The organism is Brevundimonas sp. (genome assembly GCF_041919755.1).
In the GTDB taxonomy this organism is placed as follows: domain Bacteria; phylum Pseudomonadota; class Alphaproteobacteria; order Caulobacterales; family Caulobacteraceae; genus Brevundimonas.
On record NZ_JAYRTD010000009.1, the window covers coordinates 1 to 21,736 of the forward strand.

The following is a 21,736-nucleotide window of genomic DNA, read 5'->3' on the forward strand; positions in this document are numbered from 1 at the left end:
CCGGCCTCGTTCTCCCGCAGGATCCCGATGATCTGCTCTTCCGTGAATCTCGCTCGTTTCATTCCGTCCGTCCTTTCAAGGGCCGGACTCTAGCTCCACGTGGAGGAAATTCTCAGGGGCACGTCAAAGTCGATTGCCGAGTTGAGCGACGAACGAGCAAAGCACGCCGCGTTGGCGAACCAGCTCTCACTCTTCAATGATCCAGTGGAACCTCTAGACCCCTGCCCTTTCGAATTTTCGTTCAAATGGAAAGACGAAACGGGTCAGGACCGACGTCATACGTGCGACGACTGGGAGACCTCGACGGCATTCGCCGTCCGCCGAGACGCGTACGGGGAAGAGGACGGTTTAAAGTCTCTCCAGCAAACCTACGAGGTTGAGTATCCCCAGAGAGGGATGCGATTCGCCTTGGGGACACATTCACGGCGAAACAATCAGTGGCTGCTCGTTGGAGTCTTGCGGGTCGACGAAAACCCTCAAGCCGAACTATTCTAATGCACCCGCGCCTTCCCGATCTCCAGTCCGTCCGCCCCCGCTGACACGGCGATCACGCTGCCGTCCTCGATCTCGCCGGCCAGCAGTTTGCGCGCGATCGGGTCGACCAAATCCTTCTGGATGACGCGTTTCAGCGGGCGGGCCCCATAGACCGGGTCGTAGCCGCGGTCGGCGAGCCAGGCGGTGGCGGTGTCGTCGAGCGCCAGGGTCAGGCGGCGGTCGGCCAGCAGCTTTTCGAACCGGGCCAGCTGGATGCGGACGATGCCGCCCATCTGTTCGCGGCCGAGGCGGCGGAACAGGATGATCTCGTCGATGCGGTTCAAAAACTCGGGCCGGAAGTGGGCGCGGACCTGGTCCATGACATAGGGGCGCACGCTTTCGACGTCGTCGCCCTCGGCCTGACCGGCCAGAGCCTCCGACCCCAGGTTGGAGGTCATGATGATCAGGGTGTTCTTGAAGTCGATGACCCGGCCCTGACCGTCCGTCAGGCGGCCGTCGTCCAGCACCTGAAGCAGGACGTTGAAGACGTCGGGGTGGGCCTTTTCGACCTCGTCGAACAGGACGACCTGATAGGGGCGGCGGCGCACCGCCTCGGTCAGGGCCCCGCCCTCGTCATAGCCGACATAGCCGGGAGGGGCCCCGATCAGGCGGCTGACCGAGTGTTTCTCCATGTATTCGGACATGTCCATGCGGGTGATGGCGGCCTCGTCGTCGAACAGGAAGGCGGCCAGGGCCTTGGTCAGCTCGGTCTTGCCCACGCCGGTCGGGCCCAGGAACAGGAAGGATCCGAGCGGGCGGTTGGGGTCGTTCAGGCCGGCACGGGCGCGGCGCACCGCATCTGAGACGGCCTCCAGCGCCGCGTCCTGGCCGACGACGCGGTGACGCAGGGCGTCCTCCATCGACAGCAGCTTCTCGCGCTCGCCCTCCAGCATCTTCTCGACCGGGACGCCGGTCCAGCGGCTGACGACGGCGGCGATCTGTTCGGCGTCGACGACCTCGGGCGTCAGGGGGCCGGACTTGTCGGCCTCGTTGGCCTCGGCCTCGGCCAGCTGTTTCTCGATGCCGGGGATCTGGCCGTAGGCGATCTCTGACGCGCGGGCCAGGTCGCCGTTGCGCTGGGCCAGGGCCAGGTCGGCGCGCAGACGGTCCAGGGTCTCGCGCAGCTGGGCCCCCTGGCCGACCTTGTCCTTTTCCGCCTTCCAGCGGGCGGTCAGGTCGTCGGACTGGGCCTGAAGGTCGTCGATCTCGTCGTCGAGTTTTTCGAGCCGCTGCTTGGAGGCGCTGTCGGTCTCCTTCTTCAGGGCCTCGCGCTCGATCTTCAGCTGGACCAGGCGGCGGTCGATTTCGTCCAGCGCCTCGGGCTTGGAGTCGACGGCCATGCGCACGCGGCTGGCGGCCTCGTCGATCAGGTCGATGGCCTTGTCCGGCAGGAAGCGGTCGGTGATGTAGCGGTTGCTGAGCGTGGCGGCGGCGACGATGGCGCTGTCGGAAATGCGCACGCCGTGGTGGACCTCGTACTTCTCTTTCAGTCCACGGAGGATCGACACCGTGTCCTCCACCGTCGGCTCGTCGACGAAGACCGACTGGAAGCGACGGGCGAGCGCCGCGTCCTTCTCGATATATTTCCGGTACTCGTCCAGGGTCGTGGCCCCGACGCAGTGCAGCTCGCCGCGCGCCAGGGCGGGTTTCAGCAGGTTGGACGCATCCATGGCCCCGTCGCCCTTACCGGCCCCGACCAGGGTGTGCATCTCGTCGATGAACAGGATGATCTGGCCTTCCGCCGCCGTGACCTCGGCCAGGACGGATTTCAGCCGTTCCTCGAACTCGCCACGGTATTTGGCACCGGCGATCAGCGAGCCCATGTCCAGCGCCATCACGGTCTTGTCGCGCAGGGATTCCGGCACGTCGCCGTTGACGATACGCAGCGCCAGGCCCTCGACGATGGCGGTCTTGCCGACGCCCGGCTCGCCGATCAGGACGGGGTTGTTCTTGGTGCGCCGGGCCAGGACCTGGATGGTGCGGCGAATCTCTTCATCCCGGCCGATGACAGGGTCGATCTTGCCGTCGGCGGCGGCCAGGGTCAGGTCGCGCGCATAGCGTTTCAGGGCGTCATAGCCGTCCTCGGCCCCGGCACTGTCTGCGGTCTTGCCCTTGCGGATGTCGGCGATGGCGGCGTCCAGCTTGTCGGGCGTGGCACCTACGGATTTCAGGATCTCGCGCGCCGTGCCGCCCTCGCGCGCGATGGCGCTGAGCAGGCGTTCGGTGGTGACGAAGGCGTCGCCGGCCTTTTTGGAGGCCTCCTCGGCAGCCGCGAAGACGCGGGCGGTGTCGCCGTCCAGATAGAGCTGGCCACTGCCGCCCTCGACCTGGGCGCGCTTCTTCAGGGCGGTCTCGGTCGCGGTCTCGGCGCGGGCGGCGTCGCCGCCGGCTGAGGTGATCAGGTTACGGGCCAGGCCGTCGCGTTCCTCCAGCAGCACCTTGAGCAGATGTTCGGGCGCGAACTGCTGGTGACGGCGAGCGAGCGCCAGGCTTTGAGCCGATTGGACGGCCTGTTTGGCGCGGTCGGAATAGAGGTCGAGGTTCATCGGTATCCCTTCGAGAAGCGGATGGGCCGGGACCTCCCCTGCTGGGCGAAATCCCGGCCTCTTGCCGTTTCAGGTGGGCGTGGCGACGACCCTGTGCAAGTGCCGTCAGCCGCCGGTGGCGGGCGCCGAGAAGTCGAACTGTTCGGGCTGGCGACGCGGGCCGGAACCGAGCGTCCAGGTCAGGCCGATGTAGAAGGCGCGCAGCTTGATGTCCTGCTCGGTCCGTTCGCGGAACTGGGGCGTATCGTAAACCGTGGCACCGCCGAACGAGTTGAGGATATCGCGGCCGGTGATGTTGAGCGACACCGTATCGGTCAGCTTGCGGCGATAGCCGATGTTCAACATGCCACCGCTTTCGCGCGTGCCCTGAGCCAGAAGCTGATCGCCTTGCCAGAAGCCGGAAACCTGGACGAAGTCCTTTGTGGTCGGCTGCCAGTTCAGGCTCAGACGACCGGCCACCAGATCCCCTTCGCGGGTGCGGCCTCCGGGGATGCCGCGCGCGTCGATTTCCTGACGGAAGGCGTTGACGCTGGCATTGTATCGCAGCGTGGGGTGAAGGCGCCCGCTGGCAGTAACCTCGACCCCCAGGTCGGTGCGGCCGCCCAGGTTTTCGGGGCGGGTCAGGAAGACGCCGTTCCCCAGATCGGTCGCCACGTCGGTGAAAGCCCCGGTCGTGTCGCGATAATAGCCGGTCACCTGATAGAAGCTCTGGCCTTGGCGCAGTTGCCACATGGCCTCGAAGCTGTCGGTCTCCTGCGGCTCCAGGTCGGGGTTGCCCGAGCGCAGATTCTGCGGATCGCCATAGGCCACGAAGGGATTGAGCTGGGTCGGCTGCGGCCGCTGGATGCGCTTTGAATAGCTGGCACGCAGGGTCTGGGTATCCGTCAGCGTGTACTGGATGTGGGCGGTCGGATAGGCGCGGAAATAGTCCTGGGACGCCGATACGCCGTTGGTGACGTCTTCGATGTCGATCTCGGCCTGTTCGAGCCGCAGGCCCAGCTGGCCCGAGAATTTCTCGCCGAACGGCCGTTCGTAGGTGGCATACAGGGCGTGGACCGTCTGTTCGGCCTCGAAGGTGTTGTTGAGGCCCGCCACGGGGGCGAGGGTCGCCTCGGTCGCTCCGCGAAGCAGGATATTGTCCTGCTCGGGGCGCTGAATGTTCAGCTCATAGCCGGCCCGCAAACGGGCTCCGCTCTCCCAGGGACGGGTATAGGCACTGGTAAAGCCGATCTGGTCCTGGCCGCCTTCCTGCGCCTGCTCTTCGAAGAACGACGGCGTCACCGGCACGGCGAACTGGCTCAGCGTGCGCGAACTGAACTCGTTTTCGTTGCGATCAAAGCGCAGTTCGTTCGACCATTCGTGGCCCGAGGTATCGAACCGATGCAGGACCCGCGCGGTGGCACCCCAGCCCGAGAAGGCAAAGCCGCCGTCGCCGTTTCTCTCATACTCGCTCGTCACAACGCCTGCTGCATTGCGCGTCTGAAAGACACTGTCCGTCTCGTTGTCCGAAGAGAAGCTGTTGTAGCGAAGCTCGCCGGTCAGCTGGGTCTTGTCGGTCAGCGCATATTCGGCAGCCAGGCGACCGAATACGCCGTCAGACGTTGTGTTCGAGTCCAGGTCGGTGGTGGAGGTCGACGTCACCGCACCGGTCCCGTCCAGCTGCTCGCGCAGGCGGGTCAGCTCGAAGGGCTGCTGGTCGTAGCGATAGTTGGCGTCGCCGGTGAGGGTCAGCTTGTCTTTCTGCCAGGTGCCGCCCGCTCCGAAATTGTAGCGGCCATTGTCGCCGACGTTGGCGCGCAGCGAGGCGGTTCGTGTGACGCCGCCCGGGGCACCCGGCGCGCCCGGTGCGCCCGGCACCGCAGCCTGGCCGGCAGCGGGGCGCGGCGCAGGCTTTGTGATCAGGTTGATGACGCCGCCCGATCCTTCGGGGCTGTAGGCGGCGGAAGGGTTGGTCATGACCTCGATCCGCGCATAGCGGTCGGCCGGCAGCTGCAGGATGACGTCGCCCCGGTTGGGCCCTGACAGAATGGCCGAGGGACGCCCGTCGACCAGGATCGTGACGTTGGAATCGCCGCGCAGCGAGACGTTGCCGGACGGATCCACATCGACCGACGGCACATTGCGCAGCGCATCGGCAAGTGTGCCGGTCGCGGCCTGAAGGTCGTCAGCCAGGCTGTAGCTGATGGAATCGATGGAGGTGCGGATGTCGTTGGTTCGCCCGGTGACGACGACGTCGGACACCGCAGTGGCCTCTTCGTCCTCTTCATCCTCAGCCGGTGCCGGAGCCTGCTGAGGTGCCGAGTTCTGGCTGACTGCGGGAGCAGGGGTCTGTGCTGGCGTCTGGGCGGCGGGGCGCTGGGCCTGGGTCTGACCCTGAGGCGCAGGGGCGGTCTGGGCGGCGGCTGCGCCCGACGAAGCCGCCAGGGCCGTGCCGGCCAGCAGCAGGAATTTGAACGACGTCATGAGAAATCCCCTCGCACCGGTCACGTAACACGGTGTCATCGCGGCTGACGTAAAGCGTCCTTGACCGCGTTGCGAGTTACTTCTTCGTCATGATCAGGGCAGGAAAAGACACGGCCGAACATTACAGAACGGTCATCTATACTTGTGCTGGTCTGATCAAACGAAAGGCTTGTGGCGCTGGTGTCGATCAGGCTGTCGGGCTAGGTCTGGTGTGAGCCAAAGCCGGAGATGTCGATGTCCATAAGCCCCACCCGCCGGACCACCCTGTTCGCCTCCATGGGTGCCGCGACCGCCGCGATCGTGCCAGCCCGGACCTGGGCGCAGACCGCCGCCAATGACGGCGCGTCGCTGGCCGATCAGGTGGATGGGTTCGTGAAGCGGGCCATGGCGGCGTTCCCGGACCAGCCCGCAGTGTCGGTCGCCCTGGTCGCCGACGGACAACCGGCCCTGACGCGCGGCTATGGCGTGCGGCGAAAGGGTGACGCGACGCCCATCGACGAACACACGCGCTTCGCCATCGCCTCCAACACCAAGGCCGTGACCTGTGCGGCCTTGGCCATTCTGGTGGATGAGGGCAAGGTCAAATGGGACGAGCCGGTGCGGACCTATCTGCCCGGCTTTGCCCTGTCCAAGCCTGAGCTGAACGACATGGTCACGGTGCGCGATCTGGTCAGTCACCGGATCGGCTTCGGCCTGGGGGCAGGCGACCTGCTGTTCTGGCCCAACAGCGACCGGACACGGGCCGAGATCATGGCGGCGGTGCCGCATGTGCCGATCGAGGGGGCGTTCCGTGCCGGCTACAACTATTGCAACCTGATGTTCGTGGTGGCGGGCGAGGTGGTCGCGGCGGCCTCGGGCATGACGTGGGAGGATTTCGTTCAGACGCGCATCCTGGACCGTCTGGGCATGACGGAGACCCTGCCGGTTATGGCGGGGGCGGATCCGACGGTCTCGGCCCTGCCGCATGGCCGGATCGGACCTCCGCTGCGCTATCAGGGCGAGACCCAGGTCATCGGCCAGTCGATCCAGGAGGTGTGGAACTGGACCTCGGCCGGGGCGGCGGGCGGCTTCGTCACCAACCCCGTGGACTGGTCAAAGTGGATCGCGGTGCAGCTGAACAAGGGCCTCCTGCCCGACGGCACGCGCCTGTATGCCGAGGCGCGGGCCGAAGAGATGTGGAAGCCCAACGTCATCATCTCCAACTCGGGCGGGCCGACGCCGGACATGCCGGGACGCGCGATCGCCGCCACCTATGCCATGGGCTGGCAGGTGATGGACTATCGCGGCGAGCGGTTGATCACCCACGGCGGAGGCGCGCCCGGCTATATCTCGGGCACCGTCCTGTTGCCGGGGCGCAAGACGGGCTTTTCCTATTTCACCAATGCCGAGGAGAGCTTCCTGCTGCGGGCCCTGCGCAGCGGGATCGTCGACATCATCCTGGGCCAGGATCGGAGCTTTTCGGCCTTTGACTGGATCGCCGACAGCGCGCGGCTGCGGGCCGAAGGCGACGTCAAATCCATCGCCGCCGCCGCCGAAATCGATGCGAAACAGGCGGCGGGCGCACCGCCGTCACTGCCGCTGGAGGGCTACGTCGGGACATGGCGCGATCCCTGGTATGGCGACATCGTCATTGCCTTGAAAACGACGGGTCGAGGTCGCAACCGCCTCACGGCCCCGCACCTGACCTTCACCCGCACGCCCAGCCTGACCGGGCCGCTGGAGGCCTATGACGGCGACACTCTGCGCACGCGATTCACCGACAAGCGCGAAGAAGACGCCTTCATCACCTTCAATCTCGAGAACGGCATGCCCGTCTCGGCGACGATGAAGGCCGTCAGTCCTGACGCGGACTTCAGCTACGACTATCACGACCTGCGGCTGACGAGAGTCTGACGGTCAGCGAACGAGTTCGAGGATTTCCAGCTTCGACTCGACCCGAGGCCAGGGGATGACCAGGCGCCAGCGGTTGGCACCGATGCGCTCGAAGGCACCGACCTGATCGCGTTCCGGCATCTGGCCGTAGCGGGGGAAGCCGGTTTCATCCATGCCCCAGGCCTGGGCTCCGACGAAGACCAGGCGACGATCCGTGTCCGGATAGAGCAGGCCGCGCGTACGCTGGGATCCCGTGACCTTGGTCAGGATCAGGTCGCCACCGGGCGTCAGTTCGACCGTGCACCGGAAGAAGCCGTAGGGGTTGAAGGCCAGACCGGCCTCGCTCTTCGTGCCCATCTTGATCGTGCGGCAGCGATAGGTGCCTGGGGGAGGCTGAAGCCGCCCTGCCTGTCCCGCATTCGGATCGACGAGCGGCCCCAGGGCCGTGACTTCGTCTGCGAACCCCTTGTCGTCAGCCTCGGCGCGGGCCATGCGCCAGGCCTGATCCAGCCGGGACAGATTGGCGGCATCGGCGGCGGACACGACCTGCCGCCAGTCGTCGGTGCCGCCCTGCTCGCCCTCGGCCGGGGTGGTATCGGTGGCAGGGGCTGGGCTGGCCGGAGTTGAAGGGGGCGGCGCATCACCGGTGGGCTGTGTCGCCGTACCGGTCGGCCCGGACGCCTCTTCGGGTCGAGGAGCATCCTGAGAAGGACCAGCGCCCTGACCGCAGGCGGTCAGAAGAAGGGCGGTCGAGGCGGCGGCGAGGACGGTACGCATCGGGCAAACTCCGGACTGTTCGCCGTCATCAACGGCTCGAAACCGGTGAGGTTCAGCGCGACGCGCGATCCGGCCCCGCCTGTCGAGGGTCGAGCAGCAGGCCCGCGACGGTCGCGGCCAGCAGGCGAGGGGCCGGTGGCAGGCGGGCGACATGGCCCAGGATATGGTCGCGGATCCAGGGCCTGCGACGACCGTCAGCCTGATAAAACGGCGTGAACCCGATGCTGAGGGCCTGATAGAGGCTCAGATGCAGGCGACGGGACCGAGCGTAGGTTGCGAGGGCGGATTGGAGGTCGTCGCGGGTGCGCAAGGCCATAGTCAGGGCCTGGGCGTCTAGCAGCCCCATGTTGACGCCCTGACCCAGCTGCGGACTGGTTGAATGTGCCGCATCCCCGATGATCGCCAGACGGTCGGCATGGGGCCGCCACAGGGTATGGTGCCCATAGCGGGCCAGGGTCATCCGGTTGGGGTGGTCGATGCCCGCGAGGATCGGCGCGGTTTCGGGCCAGAGACTGCGAACCTCGTCCTTCCATCGCTCCAGACCGCCCGCGCGCCAGGCGTCATAGTCATCAGCCTTCAAGCTCCAGAAGAAGGTGGCCAGGCGATCGTCCGAGCCCGGATGGCGACCGACGGGCAGGACGCCGATCATCTTCGAGGCACCGCGATAGACCTGCTGCAGGGCGGTTTCGTCGAACGGCGCGCCGGGCCAGGGCACCGTTCCCCACAGGGCCCCGAAGGCGAGGGGGCGCGGTCGTGCGCCATGGTCCGCCGCGATGCGCGAGCGGGCACCGGAGGCGTCCACAATCAGATCGAAGGCGGCCGTCTGACGCCCGGCGGCATCCGTCAGTCGGCCGGCGCTGGCCGCGATCATCTCGCGGCCTGTGGCGATCTCGACGCCTGCTGCCACTACCGCCTCATGCAGGACGTGAAACAGGGCGGCGCGGTGGACGCCCAGAGCCTGACGCGGGCGATGCAGGTCGCTGTAGCGGACGTCCAGGACCACCCGGCCGCGACGCGCCTCCCGCCCGAAGATGTGGTCGATGGGTTGCGCCAGTCGTGTGATGGCCGGTGTCAGGCCGAGGTCGTCCATGACCGCCAGACCGGTGGGTTGCAGCATGAAGCCCGCACCGACAGGACCTGCCACCTCGAACCGCTCGAACAGGGTGACGCGGAGACCCTCGCGCGCCTGCATCAGGGCGAAGGCCAGGCCGGATGGGCCCGCTCCGACAACGGCGATATTCTGTACGGTCGTCAGGCGGGGACCAGTTCGATGAGGTCCAGCTTCGATTCCGCCGTGGGCCAGGGGATGACCAGCCGCCAGCGGGCCGGGCCGATCCGCTCCAGCACGGCGATCATGTCGCGGTCAGGCGTCTGGCCATAGGAACTGGCCGCCGGTTCATCGGCCAGGGCCATCGAGCCGAGGAAGACCATCTGGCGCTCGTTCTCCGGAAACAGCAGGCCGGACGGGCGCTGGGAGCCGGTGCGCTTGATGAACTTCAGGCCGTTCGGCGTCTGTTCGATCCGGCAGGCGAACCAGCCATAGACGACATAGCCCAAGCCGTCGTCGCCGCCCTGAGACCCGAGCTTGACCGTGCGGCAGCGATAGTTGCCGACGGGCGGGGTGACGCCGTCGATGCCGGCGTCCGGATCGATCAGGGCTCCCGTGGAGGCAAGGTCGCCGGAGCCCTGCAGGCTGCGGGCCTGACGCAGGGCGTCGCGCCAGGCGGCGTCGCGGCGGTCGAAGCGACCCCGGTCCGCGCGGGTCACGATACCGCGCCAGTCGGGCAGCGCGCTGTCGCTGGTCTGGCCCGGCAGGGGCGGGACCGGCGGCGGGGGTGGGGCGGGCGTGGCGCAGGCGGTGACGAGGGTCGCGGCCATGGCGACCATCAGAGCGGATCGAGTACGACGCGACATGGGCACTCCCGGGCGAGACAGTCGCTAAGGGCCACCCATACCGCCTGGCGTCAACCCATGCTGCAGCCGCAGTCAGGCCGCCTGACGTCGCAGCGGCGGCGGCCCTGCCCCCGCCACCTGCTGCAGAGTGGTGGTCAGGAGCGCGATATCGAGCGGCTTGGTCAGCCAGGCGGCAAAGCCCATGTCGTGCCCCCGCCTCGCCTCTGCGGGCCCCGATCCGGCGGTCAGGGCGACGACCGGCAGGTCGCGGGTCAGCGCGTCGTCGACCAGACGCGCCTTGACCTCGAAGCCGTCAACGTCGGGCAGGTGAATGTCCAGCAGGATGACGTCGGGTCGCAGATCACGTGCCAGGGCCACGCCCGCCCTTCCCGTCTCGGCGACATGCAACGACGGTCCGAGCGCGCTCATGACATGGCGCATCAGGGTGATGTTGGCGGCATTGTCCTCGATGTAGAGGACGGTCAGGGCCGACAGATCGATGGCCTCACCCACCTCATCCACCGATCCTGAAGCCGCCCGCGATGCGGCCATTGCCAAGGGCAGGGTCAGGGTGAAGCTGGAGCCTTCGCCCAGTGTGCTGGCAGCGGTCAGGGTGCCACCCATGGCCTCGGCCAGCCGGTGCGCGACGGCCAGGCCGACGCCGATCGCGGCATGCTCGTCCGGTTGCTGACGATCCGCCCCGGGCAGCAGGCGGCAGAAGGGCTGGAACAGGTCCGCCATCCGCTCCGGTGCGATGCCCGGGCCGTCGTCATGAACCGCCACGGTCATGCTGTCCCCTGCGCGACGCACTTCAATCAAGACGGTTCCGCCGCGCTTGTTGTGGTCGATGGCGTTCGACACCAGGTTGGTGAGTATCTGACGCAGCCGCTCCGGGTCGGCGGCCAGCGTGTAACCAGGGCTGGCGGCGGGGGCCTGAAGAATGACACCGGCCTCGGCAGCCTGGACCCGCAAAGCCTCGACGACCTGGCGGACAATCAGCAGCGGGTCTATGCGGGTCACCGAGACGGCGACGGGCCGCGCCTCGATGTCGGCAAAGTCCAGGATGCGGTCGATAAGTCCCAGCACGCGCGTGCCCGCGACGCGGATTTCGGCCACGGCCCGCGCCTGCTTATGGGTCAGCGGCTCGTGTTCGGCATTGCGGGTCAGAAGGTCGCTGAAGCCGATGACGGCATTCAGCGGCGTGCGCAGCGCATGGTTCATCCCGGCCAGGAAATCTGCGCGGGCGCGGTTGACGTCGGCCAGGGCCAGGGCCTGATCGCCCGCGGCATCCAGAGCCTGGCGAAGCGACCGGGTCCGCTCTGCCACCCGAGATTCCAGGGCATTGTTGATGGCTCGCAGCCTTACGGCCTCTGCCCGCGAGCGCATGGCCAGCCGAACCGCCCCCAACAGGCCGGTCAGCCCAATAGCCGTCAGAACAAGCAGCAACTCCATCGCCCACGCCTCCATTCACGCCCGCAACAATGACGCGAACAGATTGAGCGATCGTGAAAATGCGACCTGAAGTGGTGCGGCCCCGTGCTGATCAGTCCTCGGTGGGAACCACCTCGACCTTGCGACGCGGGGCGCGGCGTTTAGGGGCCGGAGCCTCGGCCGTGGTCTCGTCAGTGGCCTCGACCACAGGCGCGGCGGGGGCTGTGGAACGCGTCAGGAAACCGGGCAGGGCCGAGGGTGCCTCGTCAGCCTGATCGTCGCGAATCTGCGCTGCGTCGCGACGGGGACGACGTTCGGCACGAGCCGGGCGCTCGCCGGCGTCATGGGCCTCCGCTGCGGGTGCGGGCGCATCAACGACTTCGGCGTCCTGGCGCTGGTCATCAGAGGACGCTTCGGCACCGCCTCCCTCACCATCGTTCTCGAACCGTCGTCCGGCGTTCTCGGCACGGCGACGCTCCCAACGTTCGCGGCGCGTTTCGCGACGACCGCCCTCGCGGGCCTCTCCAGACTGGCCCTCGCCCTCGGCACGCGGTTCGCGCGGCTCGCGGTCGTCATATCGATCGGAGCGCTCGGGGCGGTCGCGCCATTCGCGGCGGGGCTGGTCGCCGCCCTGGGCCTGGCGTTCGGCCTGCCGTTCGGCTTGACGCTCTTCCTGTTCGCGCTGACGAGCCTCGGCGGCGGCGACGCGCTCGGCCTCGGCCTTTTCGGCGGCGATGATGGCGGCGGCCTGAGCCCCGGTCTCGTCCTCGAAGTCGATGTCGAAGCCCTGGCCGGCCAGTTCGCGCTGGGCGATCTCCGACACGGGACGCGACGGCTGAAGCGCGCGCAGGACGCGGAAATAGTGCTCGGCGTGCTGGGTGTAGTTCTCGGCCAGAACACGGTCGCCACCGGCGGACGCATCGCGCGCCAGCTGCATATAGCGTTCATAGACGGTCTGGGCATTGCCCCGGACCTTGATGTTCTCGGGCCCCTGCGAATCCCAGGAGCGGTTGGGGTTGGTGGCATTGGCGTGGTTGTTGCCGCCACCGCCGGGCTTTCTGTTGCGTCCGCGTTGACGCTTCATGCCCTTGAAATCTCTCATCGGCGCTTACCGTGCTTTTCGTGAGGGAGGGCGGGCCTGCAAGATAGTGCAGCCTGTCGCCGTCCGGGGTCGTCTTCCGTTTCGTGCGGGGCCAATCCCCGCTGACGATGTGATCGGAAATCCGTTGCCACCCGTGGTGCGCCGGGCGACCGGCCCGACCTTCACATGCCCGGACGCGCGAGACCGGACCAGAAGCGGTCCAAGGCGTGCGTTTTGGGTGGGAGACGACGCAGATGTAGCGCGGGATCGTGGCGTTTCCAAGGGCTAATCGCAGTCAGCCCCTGCGACCGAGACTACATCTTGGGAATGGGATTGGTCCGGGGGTCGGGGCCGTTGGTCACCACGCGGTCGCGGTCGGCCAGATCCTTGACCACGATGACATCGGTGAAGCCTTGCGCCTCGAACAGGGCCTTGACCTGCGGGCCCTGATCCCAGCCGATCTCCACCGCGAAGATGCCGCCGGGCTTGAGGATGCGCAGGATTTCGGGGGCCAGGTCGCGGTAGGCCTGAAGGCCATCGGGGCCGCCGTCAAGGGCCAGGCGCGGATCGTGATCGCGGACCTCGGGGTCCAGTCCGTCGATGTCGTCCGACGGTATGTAAGGGGGGTTGGAGACGACCAGGTCGAAGCTGTGGTCCGCCATGCCCGCCGCCCATTCGGTGCGCAGGAAGTCGCAGCGACCGTCGAGATCCAGACTGGCGGCATTGTCGCGCGCCACCGCCAGAGCCTCGAAAGAGATATCGGTGCCCACGCCGCGCGCTCCGGCTCGCTCGGCCAGGGTGGCCAGAAGGATGGCCCCCGACCCCGTGCCCAGGTCGATCATGGTGAAGGCCTGATGGGGCGGAAACGCCAGCATGACCACGTCCAGAATGGCCTCGGTGTCCGGACGTGGGCTGAGCACGTCGGGCGTGACGTTCAGCATAATCTTCCAGAAGCCCTTCTTGCCCAGGATGCGCGACACGGGCTCGCGCTTCAGGCGGCGCTCGAGATAGCCGTCCAGGGTCGCCTGCTGTTCCGGCGTCACGGCGCGGTAAGGATCGGTCAGGATGTCGGCCCGGCCCGCACCGGTCGCCACTTCCAGCAACAGGCGGGCGTCGATCGAGGGGCTGTCGATCTGTCCGGCCTTCAGCCGCGCCGTCGCGGCCTTCCAGGCGGTGACCAGGGTGGGGGCGGAGGATGTATCGGTCATGACGCTGGCCTTGGCGCGGGTTTGCAGGAATATCAAGCGCAGGGTGCAGGAACGCGCTCCGATCATGAATCGTTGTCCGCGACATGCAGATTAAGCTCGACCGTCTCAAACCGGCCAGGCGCGGCCTCGGCCTCTGGAGCGTGATCGCTTCGGTCGCCGGTGGACTGGCGGCCGGAGCAGGTGCGGCGCATCTGCTGTACACGCGCGGCCACAAGTTCGGGGTGGAGCTGCGCCCGGCGCGGCCTGACATCCTTCCGCCAAAGCCGCCGACGCCCGAGGATTTCGATGCGAAGGAGCCGCGTCGCGGGCGTCTGGCCACCCATCCGCACCACATTCCGCGCAAGGGTTGGGCCGACATCGTCTGGCGGGTGGCCATGGGCTATTTCGGCGACCGGGTCGGGTTCGTCGCCGGCGGCGTGACCTTTTTCATCCTGCTGTCGCTGTTCCCGACACTGGCGGCCTTCGTGACCATCTACGGCCTGTTCGCCGATCCGACCGACGCCTGGGGGCGGTTGAGCTTTCTCTACGCCTTCCTGCCCGCCAATGTGATCCAGTTCCTGGGCGACGAGATGGCGCGGCTGGCGGGCGATTCTAACAGCCAGCTGACCTTCACCCTGGTCTGGACCCTCGCCCTGTCGCTGTGGATCGCCAACAACGGGATCAAGACGCTCTTCTACGGACTAAACCTGGCCTATCACGAGGTCGAGAAGCGCAACATCGTCACCTACAACCTGCTGTGCATGGCCTTCACGGTGACGGGGCTGATCGCCGTGATGCTGAGCGCGGGTCTGGTGGTCGGGGTACCGATCTTTCTGGCCCTGTTCGGGCTGGCGGATGAATGGGCCTATCTGGCTCCGCTGAGGTGGCCGCTGCTGTTCGTCGGCTATGCGGCGGCCCTGACGCTGATCTATCGCATGGGGCCGTGCCGGGCGCGGGCGCGTTGGCGCTGGCTGATGCCGGGGGCAACCTTTGCGGCCATCGCCAGCGTGACGCTGTCCTTCGTCTTCAGCTGGTACCTGACCAACTTCGTGCGGACCGATTCCTATGGCCCGCTGGCGGCGATCATGGGCTTCCTGCTGTGGACCTGGCTGTCGGTGCAGATCATCCTGATGGGGGCCAAGGTCAATGCCGAGATCGAGCACCAGACCGCGCTCGACACCACCACGGGCGAGCCGGTTCCGCTGGGCGAACGCGGCGCGGTCATGGCCGATTCCGTCGGCCCGCGGCGGGGCAATCCGGCGGCCCTGGCCTTCACCCTGAAACACGCCGAGGCGATGGCGGATCGGGTCCTGAAGCGCAGGGTCCGGCACGACACGGGGGTCGAACCCTAGAGGAAATAATTTGGCCTGTCCGTTCGCGTTTCGCGAATGAACACCTGCGGTCGTTGGCGAAGGCGGGGCGGGCGATCCTGCAAACGGCGTGGCGGCGGCGGGTGGTCGGCGGCACGGTCTGGGTATCGAGAGGCCCGGTGGTCGGGTCTTTCACCACACCGACAGGACGCCCGCCATGATCCGCTTCGCCTCCACCACCGCCGCCCTCGCCCTGCTGCTGGGCTCTGCCGCCGCCCATGCCGAACCGGCGGCCGACACCCTGACCCTGACGTTCGAGACCGGCGCAAATACCGGCACCGTGATGATCTCGCTCTATAACGCCGAGGCGACCTATTCGGGCGGCACGCCGGTCGCGTCGAAAGCCATCCCCGCCTCCGGCCCGGTCGTGGCCGTGTTTGAGAACCTGCCCGCCGGCGACTATGCGGTGAAGGCATTCCACGACGTCAACGGCAATGGCCGGATGGACACCAACCCCTTCGGCATGCCGGTCGAGCCCTATGCCTTTTCCAACAATGCGCGGGGCAACATGGGTCCGGCCGAATGGGACCGGGCGCATTTCGCGGTCGCCGGAGCCACGGCCCAGACGATCGAAATCAAATAGGCCGCGACCGGTCGCCCGCCTCCTTCTCCTCTCTTCCTTTCGAGTTCCGCCATGCTCGCTTCTCGTCGTTCATTCATGATGGGTGCCGCCGCCCTGTCCGCCGCCGTGGTTACGCCGGAGACGGTGCGCGCGATGGCCGCGATGCAGGCCAGTGCCGAGGCGGGAAGCGCCGACTGGGCCCTGGCCACGGCGGATCTGGAAGCAGACGTCGCGCCCCGAGCCCTGAGCCTTGTTCGAGGGCGCGCTCCGACCGGGCTGGCGGGCACCCTGTTCCGCAACGGACCGGGCAAGTTCCGCAGGGCGGGCGGCAGCGCCACCCACTGGTTCGACGGCGACGGCCTGATGCGGGCCTTTCGCATCGACGGCGGACGGGCGACGCTTCAGGCCCGGTTCGCCGACACACCCAAGCGCCGCTATGAGACGGAGATCGACGCCGTGGTCACCCCCGGCTTCGGCACCGCAGGCGACGCTCGGGCGCGCATCGGCTCCAACGACGATGCCAATGCGGCCAATACGGCGGTGATGACGGCGGGCGACACGGTCTGGGCCCTTTGGGAGGGCGGGGCACCGCTGGCGATGTCGGCATCGGACCTTTCGACCGGTGGCTTCGTGACCCTGAGGGACGACCTGAAGGGCATGCCGTTCCAGGCCCACCCCCGCTATGCGCCGGACGGGACCATCTGGAACATCGGCCTGCACGGCGACAAGGCCGTGGTCTGGCACCTGAACGCTGATCGCTCCTTGCGGGACGCGCAGGTGATCCCGCTGCCGCGCGCCAGCTATATGCACGACTTCACCGCCACGGAACGGCACCTGATCATCGTCATGCAGCCCTGGGTCTTCGACCATGCGGGCATGCCCTATGCCAGCCAGTTCGCCTGGCACGGCGACATGGGCACCCAGGTCATGGTGGTGGACAAGGCCGATCTCAGTCGGCGTCGCATCTATGAGCTGCCGACCTTCAGCTTCTTCCATCTGGGCGATGCCTGGGAGCGGGCGGACGGCGCGATCCAGTTCGATCTGGCGGCCGGCAAGGATGTGGCCTTTGCGATCGAGGGCGCGCGCGTGCTGGTCGAGGGACGCGGCACCGTGCCGGGCGAGCCGGCCCAACTGTCGCTGATCACCCTGCACACGGATGGCCGGGCCGAGATGGTCAAATCGGGCGTGACGGCGGAGTTCCCCAAGGGCGATCCGCGCCGGGCCGGTCTGGAAAGGCGGCTGACTGTTCATGTCGCGGGCGAGCGGGGCGGGCGGCCCCTGCCCACCGGCCTGGCGGTTCACGACTGGCAGACCGGGCGGTCGGATGGGTTCGAATTCGGTGACGGGCAGATCATGGAGGAGGCGGTCTTCGTGCCCAAGCCGGGACGGTCGGGAGAGGCCGAGGCCTGGCTGGTCGCGCCATCGATCAATCTGCGTCGCGGGGTGACGGAGCTGCATGTGTTCGAGGCGGCGCATGTCTCGGACGGGCCGGTCTGCACCTGGCGGGCGGATGTGGCCTTGCCCGCCGGCTTCCATGGTTGCTGGGCCTAGTACCAGCCCGCGTCGCGAAGGGCCTTGGCGTAACGGCGGCTGACAGGGGCCTGGACGCCGCCTTCCAGCGTCAGGGTGGCGCGGCCATCGCCCCGGCTGACCCCACGCACGGCGTCGCGGGCGACCCACCAGCCGCGATGGGTCTGGGCTCCTTCCAGACCTTCCAGCTCAATGAGGGCGTCCGACAGCCGCATCAGGATCAGGTCCGAGCCGCGGTCGGTGTGGATACGCAGATAGTGATCCTCGGACTCGACCGCATGGATGGTCGCGCCCTTCAGCTTCATCGGCAGACGGTCGGGAAAGCGGGCGGGGGCCGTGCCCACGGGGGCCGCGTGGGTCTGGACGGGCTTGCGCTGCAAGAAGATGTTCAGGGCGCTGAGCACGGCCGTGACCAGGGTCACCGGAAACAGAAACAGCGGCAGGTCGGCGACATCGATGGACCGGTTGCCCGAGAACATCAGCGCCGTCGCGGCCCAGACCATGACCGACAGCGGACCCGAAATAACCAGGGTCAGGACCAGCACCCCCAGCCAGGGCCGCGTCTCCAGATCGACGAACCGCTCGACTCCGCGAGAGCACAGATGCCCCCATACCGACCCGATCAGCATGACGATCAGCCAGTAGATCAGACGGGTGGTCAGCGGCGCATCGTCCATGCCGAAGGCCCCGGTCAGGGCCAGAACGACCCCGGCCGCCAGGGCCACGCCGATGCCGCGCATCAGACGCTTGTCGATGGCGATGCGCACGACATCGTGCGTCGCGGACGTGTCGGCCATGTTGTAAGAAGCTCCCCGCAACTGTCCGCCCCTTGAGACCACGAAACGGAGCCGGGATGAAGACGCTATCGATGGCCCTGGCCGCTCTCCTGTTCAGCGCGGGTGCCGCGACGGCCGGGGATCTGACGCTGTCGCTGACGACGCAGGCCTCGGGCGGCAAGATCGCGATCGCCCTGTATCGCGACGCCGAGAGCCTGCGTCGCAGCACGGGCGCGGTGCGCACGGTCATGGTCGATCGCACCGGACCGGTCACGACCACGACGCTGACGGACCTGGAGCCGGGGCGGTATGTGGTTGCGGTCTTCCATGACACTGACGGCAACGGACGGCTGTCGACCTGGCCCGTCGGTCTTCCCAAGGAGGCCTATGGCTTTTCACGCAATGCCCGGGGGCGGTTCGGCCCACCCTCGTTCGAGGCCGCCGCCTTCGACCTGCCGGCCACTGGCGCGCGTCAGTCGATCACGCTTCGCTAGGGGTGCAGACCGCGCGAAATCCGGCCGCCGCGAACCGCACCATATAGTCGGACGCCGTCTCCAGATCGCCGGATCGGCACAGGCCATTCGACAGCCGGTCCAGCCGTCCGGTCTCGCCCAGCGTCAGGGTCAGGGCACCCGACAGGTTGTGGTAGGCCCAGTACAGATCGACCTCTCGCGCGCCCGGCAGGACCTGTCGGATCAGTTCGATCAGACGATGGATCGCCGGGTCGAAATAGCGTGCCATGGTCTCGCCGCCAAAGGCCGGATTGGCATTGGTCTGGGCCACCAGGGCCGAATAGTGTTTCCAGCCCGGCCCGCCTTTCAATGACCACTGGAACGGCGGGCGCAGGAAGGCCTCGAGCAGACCTTCCAGCGTCATCGCGCCCGCATTTTCCGACGCATAGCGGTTGATGGCGTCGACCCGCTCGTTGTTCCAGACCTCGGCCCGGCGAAGGAAGACGGCGTCGAACAAGCCGCGCTTGGCCGTGAAATAATAGTGGATCAGGGCGGTATCGACGCCCGCCTCGCGCGCCACCTCGCGGATGGTGACGCCATAGAAGCCGTGCTTGGAAAACAGATCCTCAGCCGCGTCCAGGATCAGATCGCGCGTGTCGGCAAGGCCGGCCTCCGACGCCTTGCGGGGGCGGCCGCGCCGGGCAGGCGCCGCACTGGCATCAACAGGAGATTTGGCAGCGGACCGGGTCATGACGGCAAGGCTTAGGCCCCATCCGTCGGTCATGGCAACGGGGACACAGTCCGGCGCGCACATGACCCAGGGTAAGCGCCACCGTTTGACAGCGGGTGGAAACCGGTTACGTTCACCAAAAATCATTGAACGCTGAATAAATAAGCGTCCGGACGAAACATCAGGATTGGGGCTCATCATGAATCGCTACGTAAAGACCGCACTGCTGGCCGGTGCCGCATGGACTGCATTGTCGGGGCTGGCCCTGGCACAGGAGGCCCCCGTTTCTACGGCCCCGCAGGACGAAGTGACGGGTCTGGACGACATCGTCGTTACCGCACGCCGGACCAGTGAATCTCTGCAACGCACGCCGCTGGCCGTCTCGGCCTTCTCGGGCGAGACTCTGGAGCGCACGGGCGCGACCCAGGTCACCGACCTGCAGGGCTCGGTGCCCAACCTGAACCTGGTCCAGGGCCGTGGTTCGTCGAACGCGACCAACATCTACATCCGCGGCATCGGCCAGCCTGACGCGCTGCAGACCTTCGACCCGGCGGTCGGCGTTTATGTGGACGATGTCTATTACAGCCGAATCCGGGGGACGCAGTTCGACCTGCTGGATCTGGAGCGCATCGAGGTTCTGCGGGGACCGCAGGGCACGCTTTACGGCAAGAACACCATCGGTGGGGCGCTGCGTCTGGTGTCGCGTCGTCCGGGTCAGGAGTTCCGCGCGCGCGGCTCCGTTGCCTATGGCAGCTATGACATGATCGACGTGCAGGGCGCTGTCTCCGGCCCGATCGGCGACACGCTGGCCTTCGGCGTTTCGGCCCTGCATTCCGAGCGCGGCGGCTATGTCTCCAACCCCGTCACGGGCGAGGAATACAACGACAAGAACACCCAGGCCGTGCGCGCGACCCTGGCCTGGGACCCCATGTCCAACCTGCGGGTCGATCTGACGGCGGACTATTCGACCGACGATGCCGGTCTGACGGTCGGCCAGGCGACCAACAATCTGGTGGGCTCCAGCGGCCAGACCATCGTGACCGTGCCCTCGCCCCTGCCCCGCTATCAGTTCCAGACGGTGGTCGATCCGACCCTGCCGAATGAGACGCGGCTGGAATCGCGCGGTATCGCCCTGAATGTCGGCTACGACTTCAGCGACGCCCTGACCCTGAAGTCGATCACGGCCTATCGCCGCCTGAACACCGACGACTACATCGACTTCGATGCGACGCCACGTGAGGTGTCCAGCGCCCTGGTCGCCGTCGATCAAGACCAGTTCAGCCAGGAACTGCAGATGACCTACGATTCCGGTCCGCTGACCGCCGTCGGTGGCCTGTATTACCTGCGCGAGAACATCGACTCGCATCAGGAGGCCTATGCCGACGATCTGCTGGGCCCGCTGTTCCTCAACTCCGGCTTCCTGCGTACGGTGGACGATACGCTGGAGACGACATCCAAGGCCGTCTACGGCAACGTCAGCTACGCCCTGACCGATGCCCTGCGGATTTCGGGCGGCATTCGCTACACGGAAGAGGACAAGGACTACGTCCGGACCACCTCGACCTTCTTCAGCGCCCTGCCCGCCTTCAATGCGACCTTCCCGTTCGCACCACCGGAAGCCAGTTTCGAAGACACCTCCTACATGGCGTCGATCGACTATCAGCTGACCGATCAGGTCATGCTGTACGGACGCTTTTCGCAGGGCTTCAAGTCGGGCGGTTACAACGGCCGGGCCAACTCCGCGGCCGAGGCGACGCGCTACGATCCGGAAACGGCCGACAGCTATGAGATCGGCTTCAAGGCCACGGGCTATGACAACCGTCTGCGCCTGAACGTGGCGGCCTTCACGACCGAGTACAAGGATTTCCAGGCCCGCGTGTCCGGTCTGGACATCGACCCGATCACCAACCTGCCTGCCCCCGTGCTCAGCGTCATCAACGCCGGGGCGCTGAACATCTCGGGTCTGGAGGTCGAAGGCACCTGGGCCATCACGCCGAACCTGACGTTCGACACCCAGATCGGCCTGCTGGATGCCGAATATGACGAGTTCGCCGACGCCCGCTTCACGGCCTTCGGCGGCAGCCGCGCCTTCCAGGAACCGGCCTTCTCGCCGCGCGTCACTGCCCGCTATGGTCTGCAGTATGTCGCCGAGGTTCCGAATGGCGGCGGCGAGGTCACCTTCGGGGGTGTCGCCAAGTATCGCAGCCGCATGGCCCTGGCCGTCGACAACACGCCGGTGAACAGCGCCGTCGAGCTGCCCGGCATGTTCCAGGACGACTACTGGCTGTTCGACGCCCGCGTCGCCTGGACCGACGTCTCGGGTCGCTACACGGTAGGCGTCTACGGCCAGAACATCCTGAACGAGGTCTACAAGACCGATGCTCAGGAGTTCTCGTCCGTCGGCAACATTCGCACCGCCTACTACGGTGCGCCCCAGACGGTAATGATCAAGCTGTCGGCCCGGTACTAGGGTCCGGCTTTTCCGATCAGGGCGGCGGTTCGAAAAGGCCGCCGCCCTTTTTCGTTGCGGTG

16 protein-coding genes are annotated in these 21,736 nt (G+C 67.0%); 6 read left to right on the top strand and 10 right to left on the bottom strand.

Annotated elements, in window-relative coordinates; genetic code table 11:
* Positions 1-491 precede the first annotated feature (491 nt).
* Both clpB and ACE3TH_RS11335 read right to left on the bottom strand, forming a co-directional pair.
* Positions 492-3,080 carry an ATP-dependent chaperone ClpB gene (clpB, locus tag ACE3TH_RS11330; RefSeq protein ID WP_374599779.1) on the bottom strand — a complete coding sequence of 863 codons (2,589 nt, stop codon included), beginning with the start codon at positions 3,078-3,080 and terminating at the stop codon, positions 492-494.
* Between the two features lie 105 nt (positions 3,081-3,185).
* Positions 3,186-5,543 carry a TonB-dependent receptor domain-containing protein gene (locus ACE3TH_RS11335; RefSeq protein ID WP_374599780.1) on the bottom strand — a complete coding sequence of 786 codons (2,358 nt, stop codon included), beginning with the start codon at positions 5,541-5,543 and terminating at the stop codon, positions 3,186-3,188.
* Positions 5,544-5,777: 234 nt separating this feature from the next.
* Here ACE3TH_RS11335 and ACE3TH_RS11340 point away from each other — a divergent pair, with 234 nt between their 5' ends.
* Positions 5,778-7,436, top strand: a complete 1,659-nt coding sequence (locus ACE3TH_RS11340; protein ID WP_374599781.1) for a serine hydrolase — start codon at positions 5,778-5,780, stop codon at positions 7,434-7,436.
* Between the two features lie 3 nt (positions 7,437-7,439).
* On the opposite strand, the gene ACE3TH_RS11345 is transcribed toward ACE3TH_RS11340, so the two are convergent.
* The 6 genes from ACE3TH_RS11345 to prmC all read right to left on the bottom strand — a co-directional run bounded on the left by ACE3TH_RS11345 (position 7,440) and on the right by prmC (position 13,805).
* Positions 7,440-8,192, bottom strand: coding sequence for a DUF4893 domain-containing protein (locus ACE3TH_RS11345; protein ID WP_374599782.1), 753 nt, complete (start codon positions 8,190-8,192; stop codon positions 7,440-7,442).
* A gap of 52 nt (positions 8,193-8,244) precedes the next feature.
* Positions 8,245-9,513 (bottom strand): FAD-dependent oxidoreductase, encoded by a 1,269-nt coding sequence (locus ACE3TH_RS11350; protein WP_374599895.1) that lies wholly within the window; start codon positions 9,511-9,513, stop codon positions 8,245-8,247.
* Positions 9,444-10,106 (bottom strand): DUF4893 domain-containing protein, encoded by a 663-nt coding sequence (locus ACE3TH_RS11355; protein ID WP_374599783.1) that lies wholly within the window; start codon positions 10,104-10,106, stop codon positions 9,444-9,446. Before ACE3TH_RS11355 ends, ACE3TH_RS11350 begins: the two co-directional genes overlap by 70 nt.
* A gap of 72 nt (positions 10,107-10,178) precedes the next feature.
* Positions 10,179-11,537: an ATP-binding protein gene (locus tag ACE3TH_RS11360; RefSeq protein ID WP_374599784.1), complete on the bottom strand. Its 1,359-nt coding sequence runs from the start codon at positions 11,535-11,537 to the stop codon at positions 10,179-10,181.
* 91 nt (positions 11,538-11,628) lie between these two features.
* On the bottom strand, positions 11,629-12,600 hold the full coding sequence (locus ACE3TH_RS11365; RefSeq protein ID WP_374599785.1) for a DUF4167 domain-containing protein: 972 nt from the start codon (positions 12,598-12,600) through the stop codon (positions 11,629-11,631).
* Between the two features lie 311 nt (positions 12,601-12,911).
* Positions 12,912-13,805, bottom strand: coding sequence for a peptide chain release factor N(5)-glutamine methyltransferase (gene prmC, locus ACE3TH_RS11370; RefSeq protein WP_374599786.1), 894 nt, complete (start codon positions 13,803-13,805; stop codon positions 12,912-12,914).
* 83 nt (positions 13,806-13,888) lie between these two features.
* Here prmC and ACE3TH_RS11375 point away from each other — a divergent pair, with 83 nt between their 5' ends.
* From ACE3TH_RS11375 to ACE3TH_RS11385, 3 genes are all read left to right on the top strand, one after another.
* Complete coding sequence (locus ACE3TH_RS11375; protein WP_374599787.1) at positions 13,889-15,136, top strand: YihY/virulence factor BrkB family protein; 1,248 nt, start codon at positions 13,889-13,891, stop codon at positions 15,134-15,136.
* 175 nt (positions 15,137-15,311) lie between these two features.
* Positions 15,312-15,737 carry a DUF2141 domain-containing protein gene (locus ACE3TH_RS11380; RefSeq protein WP_374599788.1) on the top strand — a complete coding sequence of 142 codons (426 nt, stop codon included), beginning with the start codon at positions 15,312-15,314 and terminating at the stop codon, positions 15,735-15,737.
* A gap of 51 nt (positions 15,738-15,788) precedes the next feature.
* Positions 15,789-17,267 carry a carotenoid oxygenase family protein gene (locus ACE3TH_RS11385; protein ID WP_374599789.1) on the top strand — a complete coding sequence of 493 codons (1,479 nt, stop codon included), beginning with the start codon at positions 15,789-15,791 and terminating at the stop codon, positions 17,265-17,267.
* Here ACE3TH_RS11385 and ACE3TH_RS11390 read toward each other — a convergent pair.
* Complete coding sequence (locus ACE3TH_RS11390) at positions 17,264-18,043, bottom strand: LytTR family DNA-binding domain-containing protein (protein ID WP_374599790.1); 780 nt, start codon at positions 18,041-18,043, stop codon at positions 17,264-17,266. The two genes, ACE3TH_RS11385 and ACE3TH_RS11390, sit on opposite strands and share 4 nt — an antisense overlap.
* A gap of 56 nt (positions 18,044-18,099) precedes the next feature.
* Between ACE3TH_RS11390 and ACE3TH_RS11395 the strand changes: the two genes are divergently transcribed.
* Positions 18,100-18,516, top strand: coding sequence for a DUF2141 domain-containing protein (locus ACE3TH_RS11395; RefSeq protein WP_374599791.1), 417 nt, complete (start codon positions 18,100-18,102; stop codon positions 18,514-18,516).
* Here the strand turns inward: ACE3TH_RS11395 and ACE3TH_RS11400 are convergent.
* Positions 18,503-19,225, bottom strand: coding sequence for a TetR/AcrR family transcriptional regulator (locus tag ACE3TH_RS11400; RefSeq protein WP_374599792.1), 723 nt, complete (start codon positions 19,223-19,225; stop codon positions 18,503-18,505). The genes ACE3TH_RS11395 and ACE3TH_RS11400 overlap by 14 nt on opposite strands.
* A gap of 178 nt (positions 19,226-19,403) precedes the next feature.
* Here ACE3TH_RS11400 and ACE3TH_RS11405 point away from each other — a divergent pair, with 178 nt between their 5' ends.
* Positions 19,404-21,674, top strand: a complete 2,271-nt coding sequence (locus ACE3TH_RS11405) for a TonB-dependent receptor (RefSeq protein WP_374599793.1) — start codon at positions 19,404-19,406, stop codon at positions 21,672-21,674.
* Positions 21,675-21,736 lie beyond the last annotated feature (62 nt).